Origin of the sequence: Hallella absiana (assembly GCF_025457485.1) — a bacterium.
In the GTDB taxonomy this organism is placed as follows: Bacteria; Bacteroidota; Bacteroidia; order Bacteroidales; family Bacteroidaceae; genus Prevotella; species Prevotella absiana.
Genome location: NZ_JAMXSP010000004.1, coordinates 71,254 through 92,529, shown reverse-complemented (window position 1 = coordinate 92,529; position 21,276 = coordinate 71,254). Strand labels below are relative to the sequence as shown.

Genomic DNA, 21,276 nt, shown 5'->3' with positions numbered 1-21,276 from the left:
ATTACAATATTATTTTATAATTTTGCATTCAAATAGAAATGAATTGTATGTTATGGCAGAAGAAAGAGCAAGCTTCGGAAGTAAGTTAGGCATGATATTGGCCACGGCCGGTGGTGCCGTAGGCTTGGGAAATGTATGGCGTTTCCCCTATATGACAGGGCAGAACGGTGGTGCTGCCTTTATCCTTATATATATAGGATGTGTGTTGCTGTTGGGCATTCCGTGTATGATATCGGAATTTATCATCGGTCGCCACGGTGCGTCAAACACCTTTCGCGCCTATTCCAAGATGTCCGGAGGAAAGGCGTGGAAGTATGTGGGACTGCTGGGTGTGCTCACGGGATTCCTGATCACGGGCTACTATGCTGTCGTCTCGGGATGGTGCCTGCAATATATCTATGCGTCGGTCATGGGTGAACTGCATGGTGATCCCACGGCGGTGAAAACCTATTTCGACACGTTTGCCGCAAGCCCTGTGCGGCCGATCTTCTGGACGGTCGTCATCCTGTGGGTCACCCACTTCGTGATTATCCACGGCATCCGCGGAGGAATAGAGAAAGCTTCGAAGCTGTTGATGCCCACACTCTTCGTTTTGTTGCTTGTCATCGTGGTGGCCGCTTGTCTGCTCCCCGGCGCAGAGAAAGGCATCAGCTTCCTGCTGAAGCCCGACTTCTCTAAGGTGACGCATCAGACTTTCCTCAATGCGCTGGGACAAAGCTTCTATTCGCTGAGTATCGCCATGGGCTGTATCTGCACCTATGCCTCCTATTACACCCGACAGACCAATCTCGCCAACTCTGCCATTCAGGTGGCATTGGTCGATACCTTCGTGGCTATCCTTGCCGGACTGGTGATCTTTCCTGCCGCGTTCTCGGTGGGCGTAAACCCAGGCAGTGGTCCTTCGCTGGTGTTCATCACCTTGCCAAATGTCTTCAATGAGGCTTTTTCGGGTATGCCCGTCATCGGTTGGATCGTGTCACTGATGTTCTATTCTCTGCTCAGTCTGGCAGCGTTGACCTCTCTGATCTCTTTGCACGAAGTGAGCACGTCGTTTTTCAGTGAAGAGCTGCACCTGTCGCGCAAGACGGGAGCAACGATTGTGACAGTCGCCACCACCATCATCGGTGCTTTCTGTTCTTTGTCTTTGGGAGCTGTCAACTGGCTGTATGTGGGCGACAAGACCCTGTTTGATGTGTTTGATTTCGTCACGGGACAGATCTTCCTGCCGGTCGGTGGCTTCCTGACCTGCATCTTCCTGGGATGGTTTATTCCCAAGACGGTTGTCAAGGATGAGTTTACCAACTGGGGCACGTTGCGGGGCCGCTTCTTCGGTGTCTTCCTTTTCTTGGTACGTTTCGTCTGTCCGCTGGCTATCTTGGGCATTTTCCTGCACCAGTTCAATGTGATATAGAAGGGCTCGCTCTCCGATGGCCTTGCCCCTGTCCTCTTTCCCAAGGAGAGGTGCGTAGCATGCTTCAAGAGTGAGGAGAGAGGGAATGAGCAACCCTTTGTGGTTAGCTTGGTTCTGTACGACGGTGCTGTGCACCATCCTCCTTTGCAATTCATCACTTATAATTGATCATTCATCATTCATCATTGCTTATGTCTGAACGTGGTAGCTTTGGAACTAAGATAGGCGTCATTCTTGCTACGGCAGGATCTGCTGTAGGACTGGGAAATATCTGGCGCTTCCCTTATCTGACAGGACAGGACGGCGGTGCCGCCTTCTTGCTTGTCTATCTGGTGAGTATACTTATTCTCGGCATCCCCGGAATGGTCGCCGAGTTTATCGTAGGGCGGCATGGAGCCTCCAACGCAGCCCGTGCTTATTACCAGTTGGGAGGGCGATGGTGGTCGCTGATCGGCTATATGGGAGCCGTCACGTCCATGATCATCTTAGGTTTCTATGCCGTGGTGGCAGGATGGTGTCTGCAATATCTTGTGGTCTCCGTGCTGGGTGGCATCCATGGCGATCCCGCTTATGTGGCAGCCTATTTCAAAAACTTCTCTTCCGACCCCGTGAAGCCATTGCTGTGGACCGTCGCTTTCATCGTGCTGACCCATTTGGTTGTCATCCGCGGAGTGAGGAAGGGTATTGAGAAGTTTAGTAATATGCTCATGCCCACCTTATTTATATTGTTGCTTATCATTGTGGTGGCCTCCTGTCTGTTGCCCGGTGCCGGTAAGGGTATCGCTTTCTTGTTCAAGCCCGACTTCAGTAAGATCGACAGCAATGTCCTCCTTGATGCCTTGGGACAGAGCTTTTTCTCGCTGTCACTCGGCACAGCTTGTCTGTGTACCTACGCCTCTTATTTCAGCCGGCAAACTAATCTGTCAAAGTCTGCCTTGCAGATTGCCGGTATCGACACATTCATCGCTGTGTTGGCCGGACTGATGATCTTCCCTGCAGCTTTCTCGGTGGGTGTGCGTCCCGACAGCGGTCCCTCACTCATCTTCATCACCTTGCCCAATGTCTTTCAGCAAGCGTTCAGCCCCGCGCTCGGTTATATCATCAGCGTGCTGTTCTATGCGCTTCTGGCCTTGGCGGCACTGACTTCGACCATTTCCATGCACGAGATCGGCACAGCAATGTTTTATGAGGAGTTGCATATCTCGCGCAAGAAGGGAGCCATCATGGAGACGTTGGTGTGTGTGACCATCGGAGTGCTCTGCTCTCTGTCTTGTGGTGCGGCAGACATCAGTCTTTTCGGAAAGACCTTCTTGGAGTGCTGCGATTATCTGACCTCCAATATTCTTTTGCCTTTAGGTTCTTTCTTCACCTGTATCCTCATTGGCTGGGTGGTGCCGAAGCGCATTGTGCGTGACGAGTTTACCAATTGGGGCACGGTGCGGGGCCGCTTCTATGCTGTCTGGCTCTTTATCATCCGCTTCGTCTCGCCCGTGTGCATCCTTGCCGTATTCCTGCATCAGTTGGGAATACTGTAAAGCTTGTAAGAGACAAATATACTATAAGATAAGAGGGAAAGGCAGTGCTTTTCCCTTTTTTAATGTCATAGTATTGGTAGACGGACGGTATTCTCCTTTTGTACCATTATTTAGATATTGTAGGATTTGAAACATGAGCAAAAGAATATGATACAATAGAAAAAGTGATTTTAGACTTTTTGACCTAACTTTGCGATGTATTTAATCTAAACCTATCTATTTATCAAGTCTATGAACATCAATCTAGGAAAGACTACTCTTGTGTTAGGCTTATTGTCCTCTGCCGCTCTGTCTCTACCGCAGACGGCTGTGGCTGCTAATGTCGGTATGACACAAGCTGTACAGCAATCCAAGCGGATTACTGGTACTGTTAGTGACAAGATGGGGACGCTCATCGGTGCCACCATCATGGAAAAAGGTACAAAGAATGGAACGGTGACCGATCTCGACGGTCACTTCACGCTCAATGTCAAACCAGGTGCTACACTCATTGTATCTTACGTAGGATATGATGAGCAGGAAGTGCCGGTGGGCAGTAACTCCAATCTCAACATCACCCTTAAGGAGCACGGACGCAGCCTCAATGAGGTTGTCGTCATCGGTTATGGTACGCAGCGCCGTGAGGCAGTGACGGGTTCTGTCGCCAATGTCGGCGGTGAGGACCTGAACAAGATCGTGGCCCAGGATGCTGCCAAAGCATTGCAGGGGCGTGTGGCCGGTGTGCTGATGACGCAGACATCGTCGCAGCCGGGTGCCGAGATGCAGATTCGTATCCGTGGTCAGCGCTCGCTCAATGCCAGCAATGACCCGTTGATCGTTTTGGACGGTATTCCTTTTATGGGTAATCTCTCAGACATCAATCCGGCAGACATCAAGAGCATGGACATCCTCAAGGATGCTTCTGCTACGGCCATCTACGGTTCGCGTGGTGCCAACGGCGTGATCATGATCACCACCGTCAAGGGAGCTATGGGTACTCCGGCAAAGGTCAGCTACAACGCCTACGTCGGTTTCTCGAAGCTCTTCCATAAGTATCCGATGATGAACGGCCCGCAGTTTGCCAAGCTCCGCAAGTATGCCGGGAAGTTTGAAAACACTGTTGACGAGTCTGATGACGTCAACACCGACTGGCAGGATCTCTTTTTCAAGACAGGATTCCTTACCAGTCATGATGTCGGCGTGTCGGGCGGTACCAACGGCGGCAGCTATAGCTTCGGTGCAGGTTACTATCACAACGATGGCGTGGTGCCTACCCAAGGCTTTGACCGCTACTCTGTGCGTGCCAACTTCGACCAGCGTGTGGGTGACTACTTCCGTTTTGGTCTGACCAGCAACAACAGTTATCGTGAAGTGACCGGTACGCAGGTAGGACTGTACAACGTCCTGACGATGAGTCCGCTGGCTTCGCCTTACGATGCCGACGGTAAACTCAAACGTACCATCAACATGCCACAGGACAACCAATGGGTGCTCACGCGCAGTGTGGCCGAGGGTTTGGAGGACGACTGGCTCAATGAGAACAAGGGCTTCGGATCTTATAACACGCTCTTCGCCGAGGTGAAATGTCCGTGGGTAGAAGGTCTTTCATACCGCATCAACATCGGCTTGAACTATCGCTCGGCTAAGCAGGGTGCCTTCACCGGCACTGGAGTGGGCAGTGCAACAGCAACGACACCCAACTCTGCTTCCGTGCAGCAAGACATCACAAAGAACTGGGCTGTAGAGAATATACTTACCTACGACCGTATCTTCGCCGAGAAACATCATATCAACTTCACGGGACTCTACTCTGCTGAGCAGACACGCTTCGAGCGTACCTACATGTCCGGTCAGGCTATTCCGGCAGAGTACTTCCAATATTATAATATAGGTGCAGCTACACAGAACCTTGCTGTCAATCCCGGCAACCAAGGTTATTGGCAGAGCGGCCTCGTTTCGTGGATGGGACGTGTGATGTATGACTATGACAACCGCTATATGCTTAGTGTTGCTTTCCGTGCTGACGCTTCCTCACGTTTGGCCAAAGGGCATCAGTGGCACACTTATCCGGCTGTGTCTCTCGGTTGGAATATCGCAAAGGAACAGTTCATGAAGAGTGTCACCTGGCTGGACAACCTCAAGCTGCGTGTAGGTTATGGCGAGACATCTAACCAGAGTATCTCTCCTTATTCCACACTTGGTGCGCTGAGCTCCCGTACTTACAACTTCGGCGATCAGTTTACACGTGGCTATTATGTCTCTACACTGCCCAACAGTGAACTGAGCTGGGAGTATTCCTCCACTTGGAATGTCGGTGTAGACTGGTCGGTGCTCGGTGGAAGACTGTACGGTACTGTGGAGTATTACTTGCAGAACACCCATGACCTGCTGTTAGGTGTTGCCCTGCCGTCTACTTCCGGTGTGAACAGCTATACTGCCAACATCGGTAAGACCCGCAATACTGGTATGGAGTTCACCATTAACGGTACGATTCTTCAGGACCATCATGGATGGACATGGGACGCTGGTGTGAACTTCTATTTCAATAAGAATAAACTCGTCGCTTTGGCTTCCGGTGCTCAGCAAGATGTGGCCAACAGATGGTTTGTCGGCCATCCGATCGATGTCATCTACGACTATAAGAAGATCGGACTTTGGCAGAAAGACGACAAATACATGGATATCCTCGAGCCTGGTGGTAATGTTGGTATGATTAAAGTGGAATACACGGGTGAATACAACGAGGATGGCTCACCGAAACGACAGATCAACTCTGACGACCGTCAGGTGATGGACATGCAGCCAGACTTGATGGGTGGCTTCAATACCAGCGTAGGCTATAAGCACTTCGACCTGAGTGTCATCGGTTCATTCCAGATCGGCGGTAAGCTCATCAGCGCGCTCCACTCCGCCAATGGTTATCTGAACATGCTCTCCGGACGCCGCAACAATATCGACGTAGACTACTGGACAGAGGACAATACCAATGCCAAGTATCCGAAACCGGGCGGCATCACCACGAGCGATAACCCAAAGTATGGCACTACACTCGGTTACTTCAATGCAGGTTATTTGAAGATCCGTTCCATCACCTTGGGCTACGACTTCGGTGCAATGGCTGCTGTGAAGAAGTTAGGAATCAGCAAGCTGCGTGCTTACGTGTCGGTTCAGAATCCGTTTGTCTTCTTCTCACCGTTTAAGAATGAGTGTGGTCTCGATCCCGAAACCAATACCTTGAGTAACAATGGAGGCACAATGGCAGTCACGATGGAGGGTTATACTGGTGCACATGTCATGCCGGTGGTTGGCTACAACACGCCTTCAACACGTAACTTCCTCTTTGGTCTCAACTTGTCCTTCTAAATCTGCTATCATCATGAAAAAGAATCTTTTAATCAACATAGGAATTCTATCCTTGGGGCTCTTCTCGTTGGCTTCCTGCAACGACGTGCTCGATGAACAGCCCCGCTCCATCTACGACCCGTCGTTCTTTAAGACGCAGTCCGGTGTCGAGGGTGGCATCACTGCGCTGTACGCCCATTTGCGCGATACGTATGGCAACGCTTACTATTATAATATATGTGAGACAGGTACTGATGAGTACACTTGGGCACAGTCGGCAGACGGCAACTTCAAGGATGCCGACCTCTCCGGTGTAGGCTCGCTCAATGCTTCTACGAGTCGCTCCGACGCTTTGTGGGGCAATGCCTTCACCTATATCAACACGGCAAGCGGCACCATCGAGAATGGCGAAGCTGCCGGTATCAGCGAGAGTCTGCTTTCCGAGGCGCGCTTTTTCCGCGCTTTTGACTATTTCAGACTGGTGCAGACCTTTGGTGGCGTGCCGCTTGACTTAGGAGCAGGAGAGCTGAAGTTTAACTCCAACGCTACGCGTGTCTCCAAGCGCAACACGGTGCCGGAGGTTTATACCAAGGCGATCTTCCCCGATCTGACCAAAGCTATAGCGTCTCTGCCCGAGAAGCCACGCGTCAGCGGTGGCGTGACAAAAGACGTTGCACGCCTGGTTCTGGCGCAAGCCTATTTGACTTATGGCTGGTGGCTGGAGAATCCGAATGGCATTCCTACTTATCCCGAATGTGAGCGAAAGGATCCTGACGGGCTCTCCGCACAGCAGTATTTCCAAAAGGCTTATGACCTGGCAGTGGAAGGTATCAACAATCCTGGCCCGTATAAGCTGATGGATACTTACTACGACGTTAACCTCGCACAGAATGACCGCAATGCTGAGTGTATGCTCTGGGCTGACCATACCGAGAAGAGCGAGGAGTATAATGGTGGATCGCTGACTTATGGCAGTGGCGGCGCACCTGATAACTTCGCTTCTTGGATGGTCTGCTGGAACTATCCCAATATGCTTGCTAAGACAACAGACGGTAAGGTGTTCAATCCCGTACGCCGTGAGTGTGTGCAGGCCCTTGGTCGTCCTTGGACACGTATGGCACCTCCTCAGGAAGTATTCACCCATACCTTTGCCAACAAGACACAGGACTCACGCTACGATGGTACCTTTACCACTTGCTTCCGCGCCAATTGGAACAAAGACTCACAGTATAATGGCAAGGAGGCTCTCAACGCTAATGACATGAAGATCAAGCCCGGTGATGCCGTACTGACCTTCCTCAATGACAACAACAGCAGCATCGATTACTCCAAGAATGCCGACGGTGTCGGTGGCGGAACTCTGCCCGGTCGCTCTGATTATGTGGTAGATCCTGCCGGTATCAGCCGCTTTATGTATCCTATCCTTTGGAAGATAGGACCGTATCGCACCGACAATGGCAATGGTCTGGGACAGCCTAACGCAGGCAGCACACGTCCGTTTGTGGCTTTGAAGTTCTCGGAGTTCTACTTTGTGGCTGCTGAGGCTGCCGTGAAGTTAGGCAAGAACGACGATGCACGAAAGATGATCAATGTCATCCGTGCGCGCGCCGGAAAGTGGCGCTACAGCAATGCAGAGAACAAGGAGAAGGTTGTTGACTACAGCAAAGAAATGGTGGCTGCCACTCCGGCAACGATTACCATTGACTTCCTGCTTGACGAACTGGGCCGTGAATACTTTGGTGAAGGACATCGCTGGTTTGATCTTGTGCGCACACAAAAGTGGGCTGAGCGTGCCGGAACCTATACAATTGCAGGTACAGGCAACAACGATCATACGGGCAAAGTCTATAAACGTACAATCCCGAAAGAGTATTATCTGCGCCCAATACCTCAGGGACAGCTCGATGCTCTGGATATGACGACAGAGGAAAAGCAGGCTTATCAGAATCCGGCTTACCGGCAATGATAACATCAGAACAGAGCTTTGTCTCATCAGCAACACCTATTATTATATAGAGAGGCTTGTGAGACTACACTGATACCTAATTAATAGATAGGGAGAACTTTCGGGTTCTCCCTATTATTTTAGCATGTTGTCGAACTGCTATGTTCCCGTTTCCTGTCTTTCTCATGGCTTCGGCCTTCTGTAGTAGTGGCATCATAAATGCTTTGATACACAATAAGGCAGGGGGAGAGCCCGTTTTTCCAACAGTTATATAATCATTTTAGAAGGTAGAAATCAGATCATGATGAAGAAGATGTTATTGATGCTGCTGGTGGTGTTTGCCACGCAGTTTGCATGTGCCCAACAGGCTCAGAAGGTCTTTGATGCCTTTCGCAGTGAGAAGAAAGCAGAGTACACCAGCGTGCCCGGGGTGCTGATGGCTTTGGCTGGTGACAAGGTGAAGGATAACAATGTGGCGGCCGTGTTGAAAGAGGTGAAGTCTGCACGTGTCCTTCGCTTGGGTAATTGCAAAAAGCGCACACGCAAGAAGTTTGCTGAGCAGGTCGCCGCCTTGAGTAAAGAGGGCTATGAAGAGTATGCGCGCACCAAGCAGGGTGACAGCGATGTGCTGGTGATGATCAAGAAAGATGATGAGTTGATCCATGAGATCATCACCTGCGTGTATAGCGACAACAACTGTGTGGGCGTGCTGGTCAAGGGAGACATCAACCCCGAAGACCTGGGCGCTATCGTGGATATGATGGGCGACTGACCGTGATCTCTCCGTTGCTTATAGGCGACGCATGTGCTTCGTTTGCTTATTTTCACGTTTTTGTCGTTAAACACTCGATGACTGTGTGCGTCAAAGTAGTCAAGAAGCAGCATGAGAATTGCAATTTGCTATGCTTCGAAACATAAAACCCATGAATATGAAAAAGATGATGTTGATGCTTGTGGCACTGTTGTCTATGACAATGGCCATGGCACAGAATGCTAACGGCCGCCAGCCCCGCAAGATGGATGCGGCTACAGTGACAACCATGATGACACAGAGACTCGGACTGAATGCCGATCAGCAGAAGAAGGTGGAGGCGTTGAACAAGAAGTACGAAAGTGTCCTGCGCCCAGGATTCGGCGGTCCGCGCCCAGGAAAAGGCGGTACGCGTCCTCAGATGGGGCAAGGATCAGTCCAAGGCAAGAGTGCAGGACAGCGTCCGGAACTCACTGATGAGCAGAAAGCTGAGATGAAACAGCGCTTTGAACAGCGCGCAGCGTATGAAAAGGAACTGAAAGGCATCCTTTCAGAAGACCAGTACAAGACTTACCAGCAGATGCGCCCGCACCATGGTATGCGTGGTCGTCATCATGGAGAAAACTGTGCGCAGCAGCAGTGTACGGGCGATCAGCAGCAAAAGTGCACTGGCAACAATCAGCATTGCGACGCTGATCAGCAGCACTGCGACAGCAACAAGCAGCATTGCGACAGCCATGTACAGCAGAAGGATGGCGAGCATTGCCAGCAAGCAAAGAGCAACTGCTGCCAGTCAGGTAGCAAAGTTACGGATAAGACAACGGAGAAGACAAACAAATAACTTCCTGAGGAATAGGTATCAGCTTTTCGAGAAAGAGTTTTAGCTTTGTGAGAATAAGCAATCGACTTATTCAAATCGAGCTTTTACAATGAGGCAGGGCGTGTTGCTCCGCCTTTTTTCGTAACGGTAAAAACGGCTTGCTGAAGGTGTGCTTTTGGTGATTTTGTACAGTTTATGTTTCGTTTTGTATTGTAAAACGAAACATTGAGATAGGATAAAATACACTAAAAGTACTTTTGTGTTAATTAGTACTAATAAAAGGAACAACTTTAGAGATTTTATTCTAATTTTGTTTCGGTTTGAAGATATAACGGTTTTGCATACAAAATAAAACGAAAGAGCGTGTATCGACAACCAAGAATATCAACCTAAAAAGGTCTTTTGACATGAACGAGAACAATCTATATGATGTCGTCATCATTGGCGGAGGAATCACAGGAGCAGGTACTGCAAGAGATTGTGCCATGCGTGGTTTGAAGGTGCTGTTGGTGGAGAAACGCGATTTCACCAATGGAGCTACGGGACGCAACCATGGTCTTCTGCATAGCGGAGCCCGTTATGCTGTCACTGATCAGGAGTCTGCCAAGGAGTGTATACAGGAGAATCAGATTCTCCGTCGCATTGCCCGGCACTGCGTGGAAGAGACCGACGGTCTTTTTATCACCTTACCTGAGGATGACTTGGCGTATCAGCAGAAGTTTGTAGAAGCGTGTCAGAAGGCCGGAATCCGCGCGGATGTGCTTTCTCCGGAAGAAGCGCGTCGGTTGGAACCTGCCGTGAACCCAGCATTGAAAGGTGCAGTTCGTGTGCCCGACGCCTCTGTCGATCCCTTCCGTCTGACCACTGCCAACATCTTGGACGCCAAGCGGCATGGTGCGGAAGTGATGACCTATGAAGAGGTTGTAGGCTTCATCATAGAGAACGGAGTGATGAAAGGCGTGCATCTGCGCAATAACCATACGGGAGAGAAAACCGATATTCATTGCAAATTAGTCATCAATGCAGCAGGCATCTGGGGACATCTTGTGGCTCAGCTTGCTGATATCAAGATCAACATGTTCCCGGCTAAGGGTACGCTGCTGATTTTCGGGCATCGTGTCAACCACATGGTGATCAACCGTTGCCGCAAGCCTGCCAATGGAGATATATTGGTTCCGGACGATGCTGTCTGCGTGATTGGTACGACCAGCGACCGTGTTCCTTTTGATCAGATCGATGACATGAGGGCGACACCGGAGGAAGTGGATCTGCTCATCAGGGAAGGCATGCAGTTGGCTCCCAGTCTTTCCACCTCACGCATCCTCCGCGCTTACGCCGGCGTGAGACCGCTGGTAGCCTCTGACGACGATCCTTCTGGCCGCAGCATCAGCCGTGGCATCATTGTTCTTGACCACGAGCAGCGCGATGGACTCAAGGGCTTCATCACCGTCACGGGCGGAAAGATGATGACCTATCGCCTGATGGCTGAGCAAGCTACCAATTTGGCCTGCAAGAAATTAGGTGTAGACAAACCTTGTAAGACCGCCACCACACCGTTGCCGGGTTCTGAGGAAAGTGCGCGAGAAATTAAGAATGAGTTGCAAAGCGACTTCCGAAATCTCACAGCCTCCACAAGCCGGATGGCAGAGATCGGGCGTCATGGCACCTTCACGAAGGAGATTCCTTACAGCGAGATAGAGGACCACGCGCTTGTCTGTGAGTGCGAAGAGGTGAGCGTCGGCGAGGTGAAGTTCGCCATTGACAAGCTTCATGTTCATGGTCTGACCAATCTTCGTCGCCGTACCCGCATCGGTATGGGCACCTGCCAAGGCGAGCTTTGTGCTTGCCGTGCGTCGAGCGTGCTTTGCCAACTCGGTCATACCGAAGCCAAGAAAGCACTTGAGGATCTGAGCGTCTTTGTTCAGGAACGCTGGAAAGGCGACAGACCGATTGCTTGGGGCGATGCTTTGAAAGAGAATCAGCTGACGCTGAAGATCTATCAGGAACTGTTTGGAATGAACTAAAACCTAATTCTTGTAGATTATGAAATTCGATACTATTATAATAGGTGGTGGCCTGAGTGGTATGACCTGCGCCATTGCACAGGCTCAGAAAGGCAAGCGAGTGGCTGTCATTGCGGCAGGACAAAGCAATCTCCACTTCCATTCCGGCTCTTTCGATCTGTTGGGTTACCAGCAGGGACAACCGGTCAGTGATCCCGTGGCTGCTATCGCCGCGCTTCCCGAAAGCCATCCTTATCATCGTCTTGGCGATGTAGAGCAGTTGGCTGCCCAAGCCTGTCAGTTGCTTGCCGACGCCGGTGTGCGCACGCAGGGCGATGCTCATCACAACCATTTCCGCCTCTCACCGATAGGAAAGTTGGTTCCCACCTGGTTGACAATGGAAGACATGTTTTCCGTCGACAGTGCGGAGGAACTCAAAGGAAAGAAGATAGGGCTGGTCAATATCGTGGGATTCCTTGATTTTGCCGTGCCATATCTTGCCGATGCCTTGCATGATATGGGTGCAGAGTTGACAGTCCGTTCGTTCACGACACCGCTGTTGGAGAACGCACGCCGCAGTCCTTCAGAGATGAGAGCGACGAACATTGCCAAATATCTCGATGATGACAGCCATGTGAAAGAGGTCGCTGACCGGCTGAACTCCATCACTCCCCGCGAGTGCGACCTGTTGCTCTTGCCTGCTATCCTCGGCATTGCCAACGACCGTGCGGTGAAGTTGTTGAAAGAAAACGTGAAGACACCGCTACGCTTTGTGGCTACAATTCCTCCCTCGGTGCCCGGCACACGCGTCCAAAGTCTGTTGCGTCGCCGCTTCCAGCAGTTGGGTGGCACACTGCTTCCCAACGACACGGTCAAGGGAGGAGGCTTTGAGAACAACCACTTGAAGTATGTCTGTACCGAGAATCTCGCCGATACACGTCTGGAAGCCAATGAGTTTGTACTGGCCACGGGGTCGTTCCTCGGCGGAGGTCTTTCCTCGGATTACTACAGTGTACGCGAGTCTGTCTTTGGCTTGGACGTAGAATTGAACGGAGCTGCCAGCCATGTCGACTGGACAACAGACAAGCTCTTTGACAAGCAACCCTACGAGAGCTTCGGCGTGAAAGCCGATAACCAGTTTCGAGTCAGCAAAGATGGCACGACGATAGACAACCTCTATGCTATTGGTTCTATTCTCGGTGGCAATGACCCACAGCATCTGGCTGATGCTACGGGCGTTGACTTGCTGACAGCTTTGGCTGTTTTGTGATTGCAACACATTCTCTTTAAACGCTATCTATTATGTCTGAAAAGATTCAACTCCATAATCTCAGTGCCCACGACTTCGAACAATGTCTGAAGTGCAGCATCTGTACGGTCTACTGTCCCGTCTCTGCCGTGGAGCCCAATTACCCCGGACCTAAGCATGCCGGTCCGGATCTGATGCGCTACCGAATGAAGAATCCCGACTTCTTCAACGAGACCTTGAAGCTCTGCCTCAACTGTAAGCGTTGTGAAGTAGCTTGTCCGCATGGTGTCAAAGTCGGCGACATCATCCAAGAAGCCCGTATCCAGTACAGTCAGCATAGCCCCAGTCTGCGTGACCGCATGTTGGCAAATACCGATTTCGTTGGCTCGATGGCTACACTGGTGGCACCTCTTACCAACTTCTTCCTTGGCCTTTCTCCCGCAAAGACAGTGTTGGACAAGGTGATGAAGATCGATCATCATCGTCAGTTCCCGGCTTACAGTGGCACAAAATTCGAGACTTGGTTCCATCGTCACGCTGAGGCTGAGCAGCAGAACTATAAGCATTTTGTCGGTTATTTCCATGGTTGCTATGTCAACTACAACTATCCTAAGCTGGGTCAGGACTTTGTCAAGATCATGAATGCCTGCGGTTATGGCGTTCATCTCTTGGAGAAAGAGAAGTGCTGTGGCGTGGCACTGATAGCCAACGGACTCTCCGGTCAGGCCAAGCGACAGGGCGAGAACAACATGCAGGCCATGCGCCGCTCACTCTCAGAGGGCAATGAAGCAGTGCTGACGACGAGTTCCACATGTACGTTTACCATGCGTGACGAGTATCCCGACCTGCTTAAGGTCGACAACCAGGGCGTTCGCGACAGTCTGATGCTTGCCACCCGCTTCCTCTGCCAGAAGATTGATGAGGGTAAGATCAAGCTGGTCTTCCGCAAAGACTATCACAAGAAGGTGGCTTATCACACCGCCTGCCACATGGAGCGAATGGGCTGGACGCTCTATAGCACCCAGTTGCTGAAGATGATTCCCGGGCTCGACTTCATGATGCTCGACAGTCACTGTTGCGGCATCGCCGGTACTTACGGCTTCAAGAAAGAAAATTACGAGCGTTCGCAAAAGATTGGCGCGCCCCTCTTCCAGCAGATCAAAGAGGTTAATCCCGATTATGTCTCTACTGATTGCGAGACTTGCAAGTGGCAGATAGAGATGTCGACGGGCTATCCCGTCATGAATCCAATCTCCATCCTTGCCGACGCACTCGATGTGGAAGCGACAAAAGCATTGAATCAGAATTGCTAAGGCTATACGCCCAATCCTATTGGAAACAATTAAAAACAGTTATACAATCTCTTAAACCAATAACACTATGAGCGAAAAAAAGTACATCCTGGCACTTGACCAGGGCACGACGAGCTCGAGAGCTATCGTCTTCGACCACAATGGACAGATCTGTTCAGTAGCACAGAAGGAGTTTACACAGTATTTCCCCAAACCGGGATGGGTGGAGCATGACGCCAACGAGATATGGTCCAGTGAGGCCAGCGTGATTGCCGAGGCTATCACTCAGATTGATATCAACGGCTTGGATATCGCCGCCATCGGCATTACCAATCAGCGTGAGACCACCATCGTCTGGGACATCGACACCGAGGAGCCTATCTACCATGCTATCGTATGGCAGGATCGCCGTACCGCAGAGTACTGCGACAAGCTGAAGGCTCAGGGCCTCGTCGACAAAGTTCGTGAGAAGACCGGACTGATCATCGATGCTTACTTCAGCGGTACCAAGATCAAGTGGATCCTTGACAACGTACCTGGTGCACGCAAGCGTGCTGAGATGGGTAAGCTGCGCTTTGGTAATGTGGACTCCTGGCTGATCTGGCGTTTGACCCGTGGCACAGCCCATGTCACCGATGTCACTAACGCATCGCGTACCATGCTTTTCAACATCAACACGCTGCAGTGGGACGATGATCTGCTGAAGCTTCTCGATATTCCACGCTCTATGATGCCTGAGGTAAAGAGCAGTTCTGAGATTATGGCTCATACCAAGACCACCATCTTTGCCCACGAAGTGCCTATCGCCGGTGTTGCCGGTGACCAGCAGGCAGCCCTTTTCGGTCAGATGTGTACCGAGCCTGGTTCCATCAAGAACACTTATGGCACTGGTTGTTTCGTCATGCTGAATGTCGGCGAGAAGCCTGTGCTTTCCAAGAACAACCTGCTTACCACGGTAGCGTGGAAGATTGGTGATAAGGTCAACTACGCCCTTGAGGGTTCTATCTACGTTGGCGGAAGCGTGGTGCAGTGGATACGCGACGGTCTCGGTTTTATCAAGAGCAGCAGCGAGATAGAGGAATTGGCATCTACCGTACCGGACAGTGGTGGTGTCTACTTTGTGCCTGCCCTCACCGGTCTTGCCGCTCCTTATTGGGATCCATACGCTCGTGGGCTTATCTGTGGCATTACCCGTGGCACGACGCGCGCCCATATTGCCCGTGCTGCCCTTGACGGCATAGCCTTCCAAACCTATGACATCGCAAAGGCAATGGCCAAGGACATGAACGCCCCATTGACAGAATTGAAGGTCGACGGCGGTGCTTCACGCAACAACCTGCTGATGCAGTTCCAGGCCAATTTGCTGGGCATTAATGTCGTGCGTCCGAAGATCACTGAGACGACGGCTCTCGGCGCTGCTTATCTCGCTGGTTTGGCAGTAGGCTTCTGGGAGAACATCGACGAGCTGAAGAAGCAGTGGCAGGTGGAGCGTACCTTTGAGCCTGTCAAGGACAGCCCGGAGATCGAAGAGGCAAAGAAGGGTTGGGCTGACGCTATCCAAAGAACACTGACCGAAAAGTAATCAGTCTCTTGACATCCATTGAGTGAGGGGAAAGAACATAGTCTGTCTTGGGCATAATATCCTCCCCTCGCTTGATGCGGGAAAAACTAACAATCTTAACGAACAAAACCAACTAAAAACTTATTTTATGGATTATTCAATGACAACACAGTTCCTTATGGAGCTGATCGGTACGATGGTACTGGTAATTTTCGGAGACGGCGTTTGCTGTGCCGTAAGTTTGAACAAGAGTAAAGCTCAAGGAGCAGGCTGGATCGTAATCACCATTGGTTGGGGTCTTGCAGTGTGCATGGGCGTATTGATCGCCGGCCCTTACACGGGAGCTCATCTCAACCCTGCCGTGTCTGTCGGTCTCGCTGTTGCTGGTAAGTTCCCCTGGGCGTCTGTTCCTGCCTATGTGGCCGGTCAGATGATCGGTGGCGTGATTGGCGGTATCATCGTATGGTTGTTCTACAAGGATCACTTCGATGCCACATCCGATAAAGACACGAAGTTGGGCGTATTCTGTACAGCTCCTGCCATCCGCAACTATCCTCTCAACTTCATCAGCGAGTTCATCGCAACCTTGCTGCTGGTGTTCCTGATCGTAGCTTTCGGCACAAAGGGCAACTGCTATTGCCCAGAGTCTCATACCTTTGGTCTGTCTGCATTGGGTCCAGTGCCTATTACCTACGTTATCGTAGCGTTGGGTATGTCATTAGGCGGCACCACAGGATATGCTATGAATCCTGCCCGCGACCTTGCTCCACGTATTGCTTACGCTATCTGTCCGATTAAGGACAAGAGAGATCCCGACTGGGCTTACTCTTGGGTACCTGTTCTTGGTCCTATCGCGGGTGGTGCAGTAGCAGGTTTGGCAGGCATTTGGCTGATGTCTCTTTAATCTGTTCTGACTATCACTAAAGGGCAGTGGAATCCCATGATTTGGCTCCACTGCCTGTTCAAACACCTTTTCATCCACTTTTAACCTAAGCATCATGAAAAAGATTTTCAAATCATTGTTATTCTCGTTACTGGCACTTGTTCCAATGGGTATGCAGGCTCAGAAACTGCATTACAACGCAGGCTTGGAGACCACACACCTTTGGCGCGGTCTGGAGGTCAGCAAGGGACTGACCTTTGACAACGAGTTTAGTTTGTCAGACAACAACAATCACTTCCGCGTAGGCTTGTGGGGTGGTATGCAGATCAATGGCGACTACAAGGAGTTTGACTACTATGTCAACTTCAATCACAGTGGTTTCAACCTTGCCGTATGGGATATCTACAACTTCTCAGACGGTCTTGCTCCTGAAGGCTCAGACTGGTATAAGATCGGAAACTACAATTGCCGCACTACCGGCCACTTCATCGACGCTGCCGTCAGCTATGATTTCGCCGTGAAGGCAGGCTTTCCGTTGACGCTTTACTGGTCTACGATACTTGCTGGCCGCGATCGTGGCACTGCCAACAAGCAGAATATCTACTCATCCTGGGTTCAGGCTTCATATAAGTTCTATGAGGATGAGCAGTTCCGCGTAGACGGTAGCGTGGCAGGAGCGTTCGCTCTCAACAACTATGATGAGAATGCCAACGACCATTTCTACGGCAAGAGCAGCGGCATCAACGACGTTCGTCTGGGTTGCACCTATAAGCTAAAGGTGGGCAAGCATCCTATGCCGGTCACTGCACAGGGCGTTTGGAATCCAGAGGCCAACAAGGGCTACTTCCGAGTAGGCATCACTTTGCTGGACTTATAAGCGGACAACAACATTCTCGTAACTACTGTATTTCATAATCTCGCTTAATTTCTATTGTAGTTAATTTGGGGACCGGTCATTGTGGCCGCGTCCCTTTTTTCGTTTCTACGATGGGCGCAAGGTATCAGCACGTTTTCTTATTGCTGTTCTAACGCTGGTTTCTGTGTTAATTTATTGTTAAACCTCTTTACAGCAAAACGTGTAATAGGAAAAAGTCGTATATTTGTAAAACAATCGTCGAAAGTAACGTTATGGTGACAAGCAATATGACCAAAGAAGAGCGGCACGAGGCTATCATGGATCAGTTCTTCAAGCAGAACGTGGTGCTCGTGTCGGATCTGGCCGACAAACTCGGGGTCTCGTCGGTCACGATACGCAAGGATCTCACCGAACTGGAAAAGGAAGGCAAGCTCTATCGCAGCCATGGCAAGGCCATCGCTATCAATCCTTTTGCCAACAATCGCTCGGTGAATGAGAAAGAGCATTACTGTCCCGAAGAGAAGCACCGCATCGGTATGGAGGCTGCCAAGCTGATAGAAGACAACGACTCCATCATCATCGCTTCGGGAACGACCATCCATGCTTTTGCCAACTGCATCACCACCAACCATCGTCTCACCGTCGTGTCGGCGTCGTTGCAGGCTTCTATATCGCTGGCCAAGAACGAGAATGTCGACATCATCCAGCTCGGCGGCATGCTGCGCCACAGCAGTCTCTCAGTCGTAGGGCAATACAGTGAGAAGATTCTCGATGACTGCTCGTTCAGCAAACTCTTCATTGGTGTGGACGGCATAGACCTCGACTTCGGCATCTCCACGACCGACATGCGTGAGGCTCACCTCAATCAGAAAATGATCAAGGCTGCCCAGCACGTCATCGTACTGGCTGACTCCACGAAATTCGGCCGTCGCGGCTTTGCCAAAATCTGCGATATGGACACTGTCGACACGATCATCACAGACTCAAACATCCGCCCCGCGGACAAAAACCGCATCGAGGAGTTGGGCATCGAGCTGATTGTCGCCGAGATGAAAGACTGATTTGCGTCAGAGATAAACCATCTGAAACCATAGACACCTCTAAAATTAAGCAATATGAACATTCCATCAGAATTTGATCCCATCCGCCCCTTCAACCCAGAGGAGCTTCCCGCAGTATACGACCGGCTGTTGGCCGACCCACAGTTTCAGCAAGTCATCACCACTCTCTTCCCCGGCGTATCGCTGGAGGACCTGGGCAAGAAGATGAAAAGCTGCAAGACCAACCTGGAGTTTCAGAAGGCTTTCTGCTATCCGGTACTGCAAGACCTCATCCACAAGGCCAGCTTCGGTTGCAGCATGGACGCTTCGAGCGTGAACATCAACCACCGCTACACCTTTGTGAGCAACCACCGCGACATCGTCCTCGACTCAGCCCTGCTCGACAAGCTGCTGCTCGACGTGGGCTTCAGCACGACGTGCGAGATTGCCATTGGCGACAACCTGCTCACCATTCCATGGGTGAAGGACCTTGTGCGCATCAACAAGTCGTTTACCGTGGAGCGTGCGCTGCATGCCGTGGAGATGTACAAAGCCAGCAAGCGTATGTCGGAATATATGCATTTCGTCATCAGCGAGAAGAACGAAAACGTGTGGATTGCACAACGTGAGGGCCGTTCCAAGGACTCTACCGACAATACGCAGCCTGCCATCTTGAAGATGATGGTCATGGGCGGCGAAGGTAGCATCATCGACCGCTTGGCCGCTCTGCATATCGTGCCGCTGACGATCTCGTATGAGTACGACCCCTGCGACTATCTCAAGGCACGCGAGTTCCAGCTCAAGCGCGACGTCCCGTTCTGGAAAAAGACACCGGGCGACGACATCGAGAGCATGAGCGTGGGTATCAAAGGCTTCAAGGGACATATCCAGTACCACTGCGCGCCCTGCATCAACGACTGGTTGCGCAAACTAAACGCCAACACGCCCAAGAACCAGCTCTTCGACAGCATCGCCAAGTATATCGACACACAGATCCACTACAACTACCGCCTGTACCCCGGCAACTACGTTGCTCTCGATATGCTTCAGGGCAACAAGGAGCACGACGACATGTACTCGCCCAAGCAGCGCTCGATCTTCGAGCAGTATATCAACGGCCAGTTGGCAAAGATCGATATCGAGAACAAGGATGAGAAGTTCCTCCGCGAGTGCCTGCTCAACCAGTATGCCAACCCCGTGAAGAACTACTACAACGCACGCGACGCCGAGTCCAGCCGACTGAAGTCGCTGATGAGCAAACTCACGTTTAAGTTCTAAGACCATCAGCATGTCAATGAGAATCCCAAAACCGGCAGCGGTTCTATTGCTGATAGCGGGAGTTCTGCTCCTGCTATCGTGCAAAAACGACTCCTATGAGTCGGGCGACAGCCGCTATTCCTATCTTCGTGCCGACTTCTGCATGATGCACACGTCGGACAAGGGAGCCATTGACTATCTGCTTATTGACGGCGGTGACACTGTGAAAATCGCCACACCGGTGAAACTCAACTGGGCTTCTAAGGCCGACTCGCTGTACCGCGCGCTGGTCTATTACGATGTCATCACCCGTCAAATGTTCTCTGCCACTTCCGTGCTGGTGACGCAGCCGGTGAGCAAACAAAAGGCCGCCACGCTCTCCACCGACGCTATCACCGTGGAGAGCACATGGGAGGGTGGGGGATACTTCAATGTCGCCTTCAACGTGAAGACCGGACAGACCGATGAGAAACAGAAAGCGCAGCAGGTAGGACTCGTCGTCGACACCATCATCAAACACCACAACGGTGCACCCGACGACATCTATCTCATGCTCACTCACAACCAGAACGGACAGCCGGAATACTATACCGTACGCGGATACCTCAGCACGCCGCTCATCAAGAATACCCGGTATCATTTACTTAACCAACCATGAATCTCGCCTTGCCTCACCTTTCGATTAAGCACCTCTTACCTTACCTCTGTGTTTTTCTTTGGGCCATTGCCTGCTATGTCTTCTTTCAGACGACTTACGCCTACCATTTCTTCTACCAAGAGCAAAATCAGTTGTTTCTGCTCTCTTGGACTTATTGTGCCGACTATCTCCGCCGTCCCGCATGGCTGGCCAGTCTCGTTGGCGACTTCCTGACACAGTTTTATTACTATCGCTATGCCGGAGCGGCCATCCTCACAGCGTCTTTGCTCGTTGTGGGCGACCTCACGCGGCGCAGTCTGCAACGGATCGGACTGCGACACGGAGCCTTTGCCATCGCCATCGCGGTGATGACGCTCTTCGCCCTTTTCTCCTTACAGCACAGCTACCGGCTGGCCTCTGTCATCGCTGCCGACGGCGGATGCGCGCTGGCTTGGCTGGTGATGTTGCTGCTGCCTCATCTGTCGTCTACCCGAGGCGGTCGTGTGCTCATGACCATATTGTTGCTGTGTGCTTCTGCCCTTGCCTTTTGGCTGTTTGGCAACGGTGGCTTCCTCTGCCTGCTACTCCTTATTATATATAGCATCGCTCACCGTCGTCATCAACCGCTTGGGTTGTCTGTTGTGGCCACGGCCTTACCGTTGTCGCTGCTGCCGCTGACGAAGTCCTGCTACATGATGAACGTCGGTGACATCCT

At 51.3% G+C, this 21,276-nt stretch carries 15 protein-coding genes and 1 pseudogene; all 16 read left to right on the top strand.

The genetic code is table 11. The annotated features are described in order from the left end of the window. The first annotated feature begins 52 nt into the window (after positions 1-52). A complete protein-coding gene (locus tag NG346_RS03140) occupies positions 53-1,411 on the top strand; it encodes a sodium-dependent transporter (protein ID WP_262280261.1) in 1,359 nt (452 codons plus the stop codon). Positions 1,412-1,602: 191 nt separating this feature from the next. Continuing rightward, a complete protein-coding gene (locus NG346_RS03135; RefSeq protein ID WP_262280262.1) occupies positions 1,603-2,946 on the top strand; it encodes a sodium-dependent transporter in 1,344 nt (447 codons plus the stop codon). 327 nt (positions 2,947-3,273) lie between these two features. Further along, the gene (locus NG346_RS03130; protein WP_396266702.1) at positions 3,274-6,288 is read left to right on the top strand and encodes a SusC/RagA family TonB-linked outer membrane protein; all 3,015 of its coding nucleotides are present in this window, start codon (positions 3,274-3,276) and stop codon (positions 6,286-6,288) included. A 13-nt stretch (positions 6,289-6,301) separates the two neighbouring features. Further along, entirely contained in the window at positions 6,302-8,233 is a 1,932-nt protein-coding gene (locus NG346_RS03125; RefSeq protein ID WP_262288299.1) for a RagB/SusD family nutrient uptake outer membrane protein, read from the top strand. Positions 8,234-8,513: 280 nt separating this feature from the next. Then, a complete protein-coding gene (locus tag NG346_RS03120; protein ID WP_262288298.1) occupies positions 8,514-8,984 on the top strand; it encodes a DUF4252 domain-containing protein in 471 nt (156 codons plus the stop codon). A gap of 157 nt (positions 8,985-9,141) precedes the next feature. After that, entirely contained in the window at positions 9,142-9,804 is a 663-nt protein-coding gene (locus tag NG346_RS03115) for a DUF4890 domain-containing protein (RefSeq protein WP_262288297.1), read from the top strand. Between the two features lie 386 nt (positions 9,805-10,190). Next, a complete protein-coding gene (glpA, locus tag NG346_RS03110) occupies positions 10,191-11,807 on the top strand; it encodes an anaerobic glycerol-3-phosphate dehydrogenase subunit A (RefSeq protein ID WP_262280267.1) in 1,617 nt (538 codons plus the stop codon). Between the two features lie 19 nt (positions 11,808-11,826). Then, entirely contained in the window at positions 11,827-13,056 is a 1,230-nt protein-coding gene (gene glpB, locus NG346_RS03105; RefSeq protein ID WP_262280268.1) for a glycerol-3-phosphate dehydrogenase subunit GlpB, read from the top strand. Between the two features lie 32 nt (positions 13,057-13,088). Continuing rightward, a complete protein-coding gene (gene glpC, locus NG346_RS03100; protein WP_262280269.1) occupies positions 13,089-14,348 on the top strand; it encodes an anaerobic glycerol-3-phosphate dehydrogenase subunit GlpC in 1,260 nt (419 codons plus the stop codon). A gap of 67 nt (positions 14,349-14,415) precedes the next feature. Next, positions 14,416-15,909 carry a glycerol kinase GlpK gene (gene glpK / locus NG346_RS03095; protein WP_262280270.1) on the top strand — a complete coding sequence of 498 codons (1,494 nt, stop codon included), beginning with the start codon at positions 14,416-14,418 and terminating at the stop codon, positions 15,907-15,909. Between the two features lie 127 nt (positions 15,910-16,036). Beyond that, complete coding sequence (locus NG346_RS03090) at positions 16,037-16,792, top strand: MIP/aquaporin family protein (RefSeq protein ID WP_262280271.1); 756 nt, start codon at positions 16,037-16,039, stop codon at positions 16,790-16,792. A 94-nt stretch (positions 16,793-16,886) separates the two neighbouring features. Continuing rightward, positions 16,887-17,648 carry a hypothetical protein gene (locus NG346_RS03085; RefSeq protein WP_262280272.1) on the top strand — a complete coding sequence of 254 codons (762 nt, stop codon included), beginning with the start codon at positions 16,887-16,889 and terminating at the stop codon, positions 17,646-17,648. 266 nt (positions 17,649-17,914) lie between these two features. Further along, positions 17,915-18,688 carry a DeoR/GlpR family DNA-binding transcription regulator gene (locus NG346_RS03080; RefSeq protein ID WP_262280273.1) on the top strand — a complete coding sequence of 258 codons (774 nt, stop codon included), beginning with the start codon at positions 17,915-17,917 and terminating at the stop codon, positions 18,686-18,688. A 54-nt stretch (positions 18,689-18,742) separates the two neighbouring features. Continuing rightward, complete coding sequence (locus NG346_RS03075) at positions 18,743-19,945, top strand: 1-acyl-sn-glycerol-3-phosphate acyltransferase (RefSeq protein ID WP_262280274.1); 1,203 nt, start codon at positions 18,743-18,745, stop codon at positions 19,943-19,945. Between the two features lie 10 nt (positions 19,946-19,955). Beyond that, entirely contained in the window at positions 19,956-20,582 is a 627-nt protein-coding gene (locus NG346_RS03070; protein WP_262280275.1) for a NigD1/NigD2 family lipoprotein, read from the top strand. After that, positions 20,579-21,274: pseudogene (locus tag NG346_RS14505) on the top strand (DUF6057 family protein); the annotation flags it as partial. The gene NG346_RS03070 and the pseudogene NG346_RS14505, both read left to right, overlap by 4 nt. Between the last annotated feature and the right edge of the window lie 2 nt (positions 21,275-21,276).

Coding starts and splice junctions, on each gene's coding strand:
- NG346_RS03140 (WP_262280261.1), top strand. CDS start 53: ATGGCAGAAGAAAGAGCAAGCTTCGGAAGTAAGTTAGGCATGATATTG.
- NG346_RS03135 (WP_262280262.1), top strand. CDS start 1,603: ATGTCTGAACGTGGTAGCTTTGGAACTAAGATAGGCGTCATTCTTGCT.
- NG346_RS03130 (WP_396266702.1), top strand. CDS start 3,274: ATGACACAAGCTGTACAGCAATCCAAGCGGATTACTGGTACTGTTAGT.
- NG346_RS03125 (WP_262288299.1), top strand. CDS start 6,302: ATGAAAAAGAATCTTTTAATCAACATAGGAATTCTATCCTTGGGGCTC.
- NG346_RS03120 (WP_262288298.1), top strand. CDS start 8,514: ATGATGAAGAAGATGTTATTGATGCTGCTGGTGGTGTTTGCCACGCAG.
- NG346_RS03115 (WP_262288297.1), top strand. CDS start 9,142: ATGAAAAAGATGATGTTGATGCTTGTGGCACTGTTGTCTATGACAATG.
- glpA (WP_262280267.1), top strand. CDS start 10,191: ATGAACGAGAACAATCTATATGATGTCGTCATCATTGGCGGAGGAATC.
- glpB (WP_262280268.1), top strand. CDS start 11,827: ATGAAATTCGATACTATTATAATAGGTGGTGGCCTGAGTGGTATGACC.
- glpC (WP_262280269.1), top strand. CDS start 13,089: ATGTCTGAAAAGATTCAACTCCATAATCTCAGTGCCCACGACTTCGAA.
- glpK (WP_262280270.1), top strand. CDS start 14,416: ATGAGCGAAAAAAAGTACATCCTGGCACTTGACCAGGGCACGACGAGC.
- NG346_RS03090 (WP_262280271.1), top strand. CDS start 16,037: ATGGATTATTCAATGACAACACAGTTCCTTATGGAGCTGATCGGTACG.
- NG346_RS03085 (WP_262280272.1), top strand. CDS start 16,887: ATGAAAAAGATTTTCAAATCATTGTTATTCTCGTTACTGGCACTTGTT.
- NG346_RS03080 (WP_262280273.1), top strand. CDS start 17,915: ATGACCAAAGAAGAGCGGCACGAGGCTATCATGGATCAGTTCTTCAAG.
- NG346_RS03075 (WP_262280274.1), top strand. CDS start 18,743: ATGAACATTCCATCAGAATTTGATCCCATCCGCCCCTTCAACCCAGAG.
- NG346_RS03070 (WP_262280275.1), top strand. CDS start 19,956: ATGTCAATGAGAATCCCAAAACCGGCAGCGGTTCTATTGCTGATAGCG.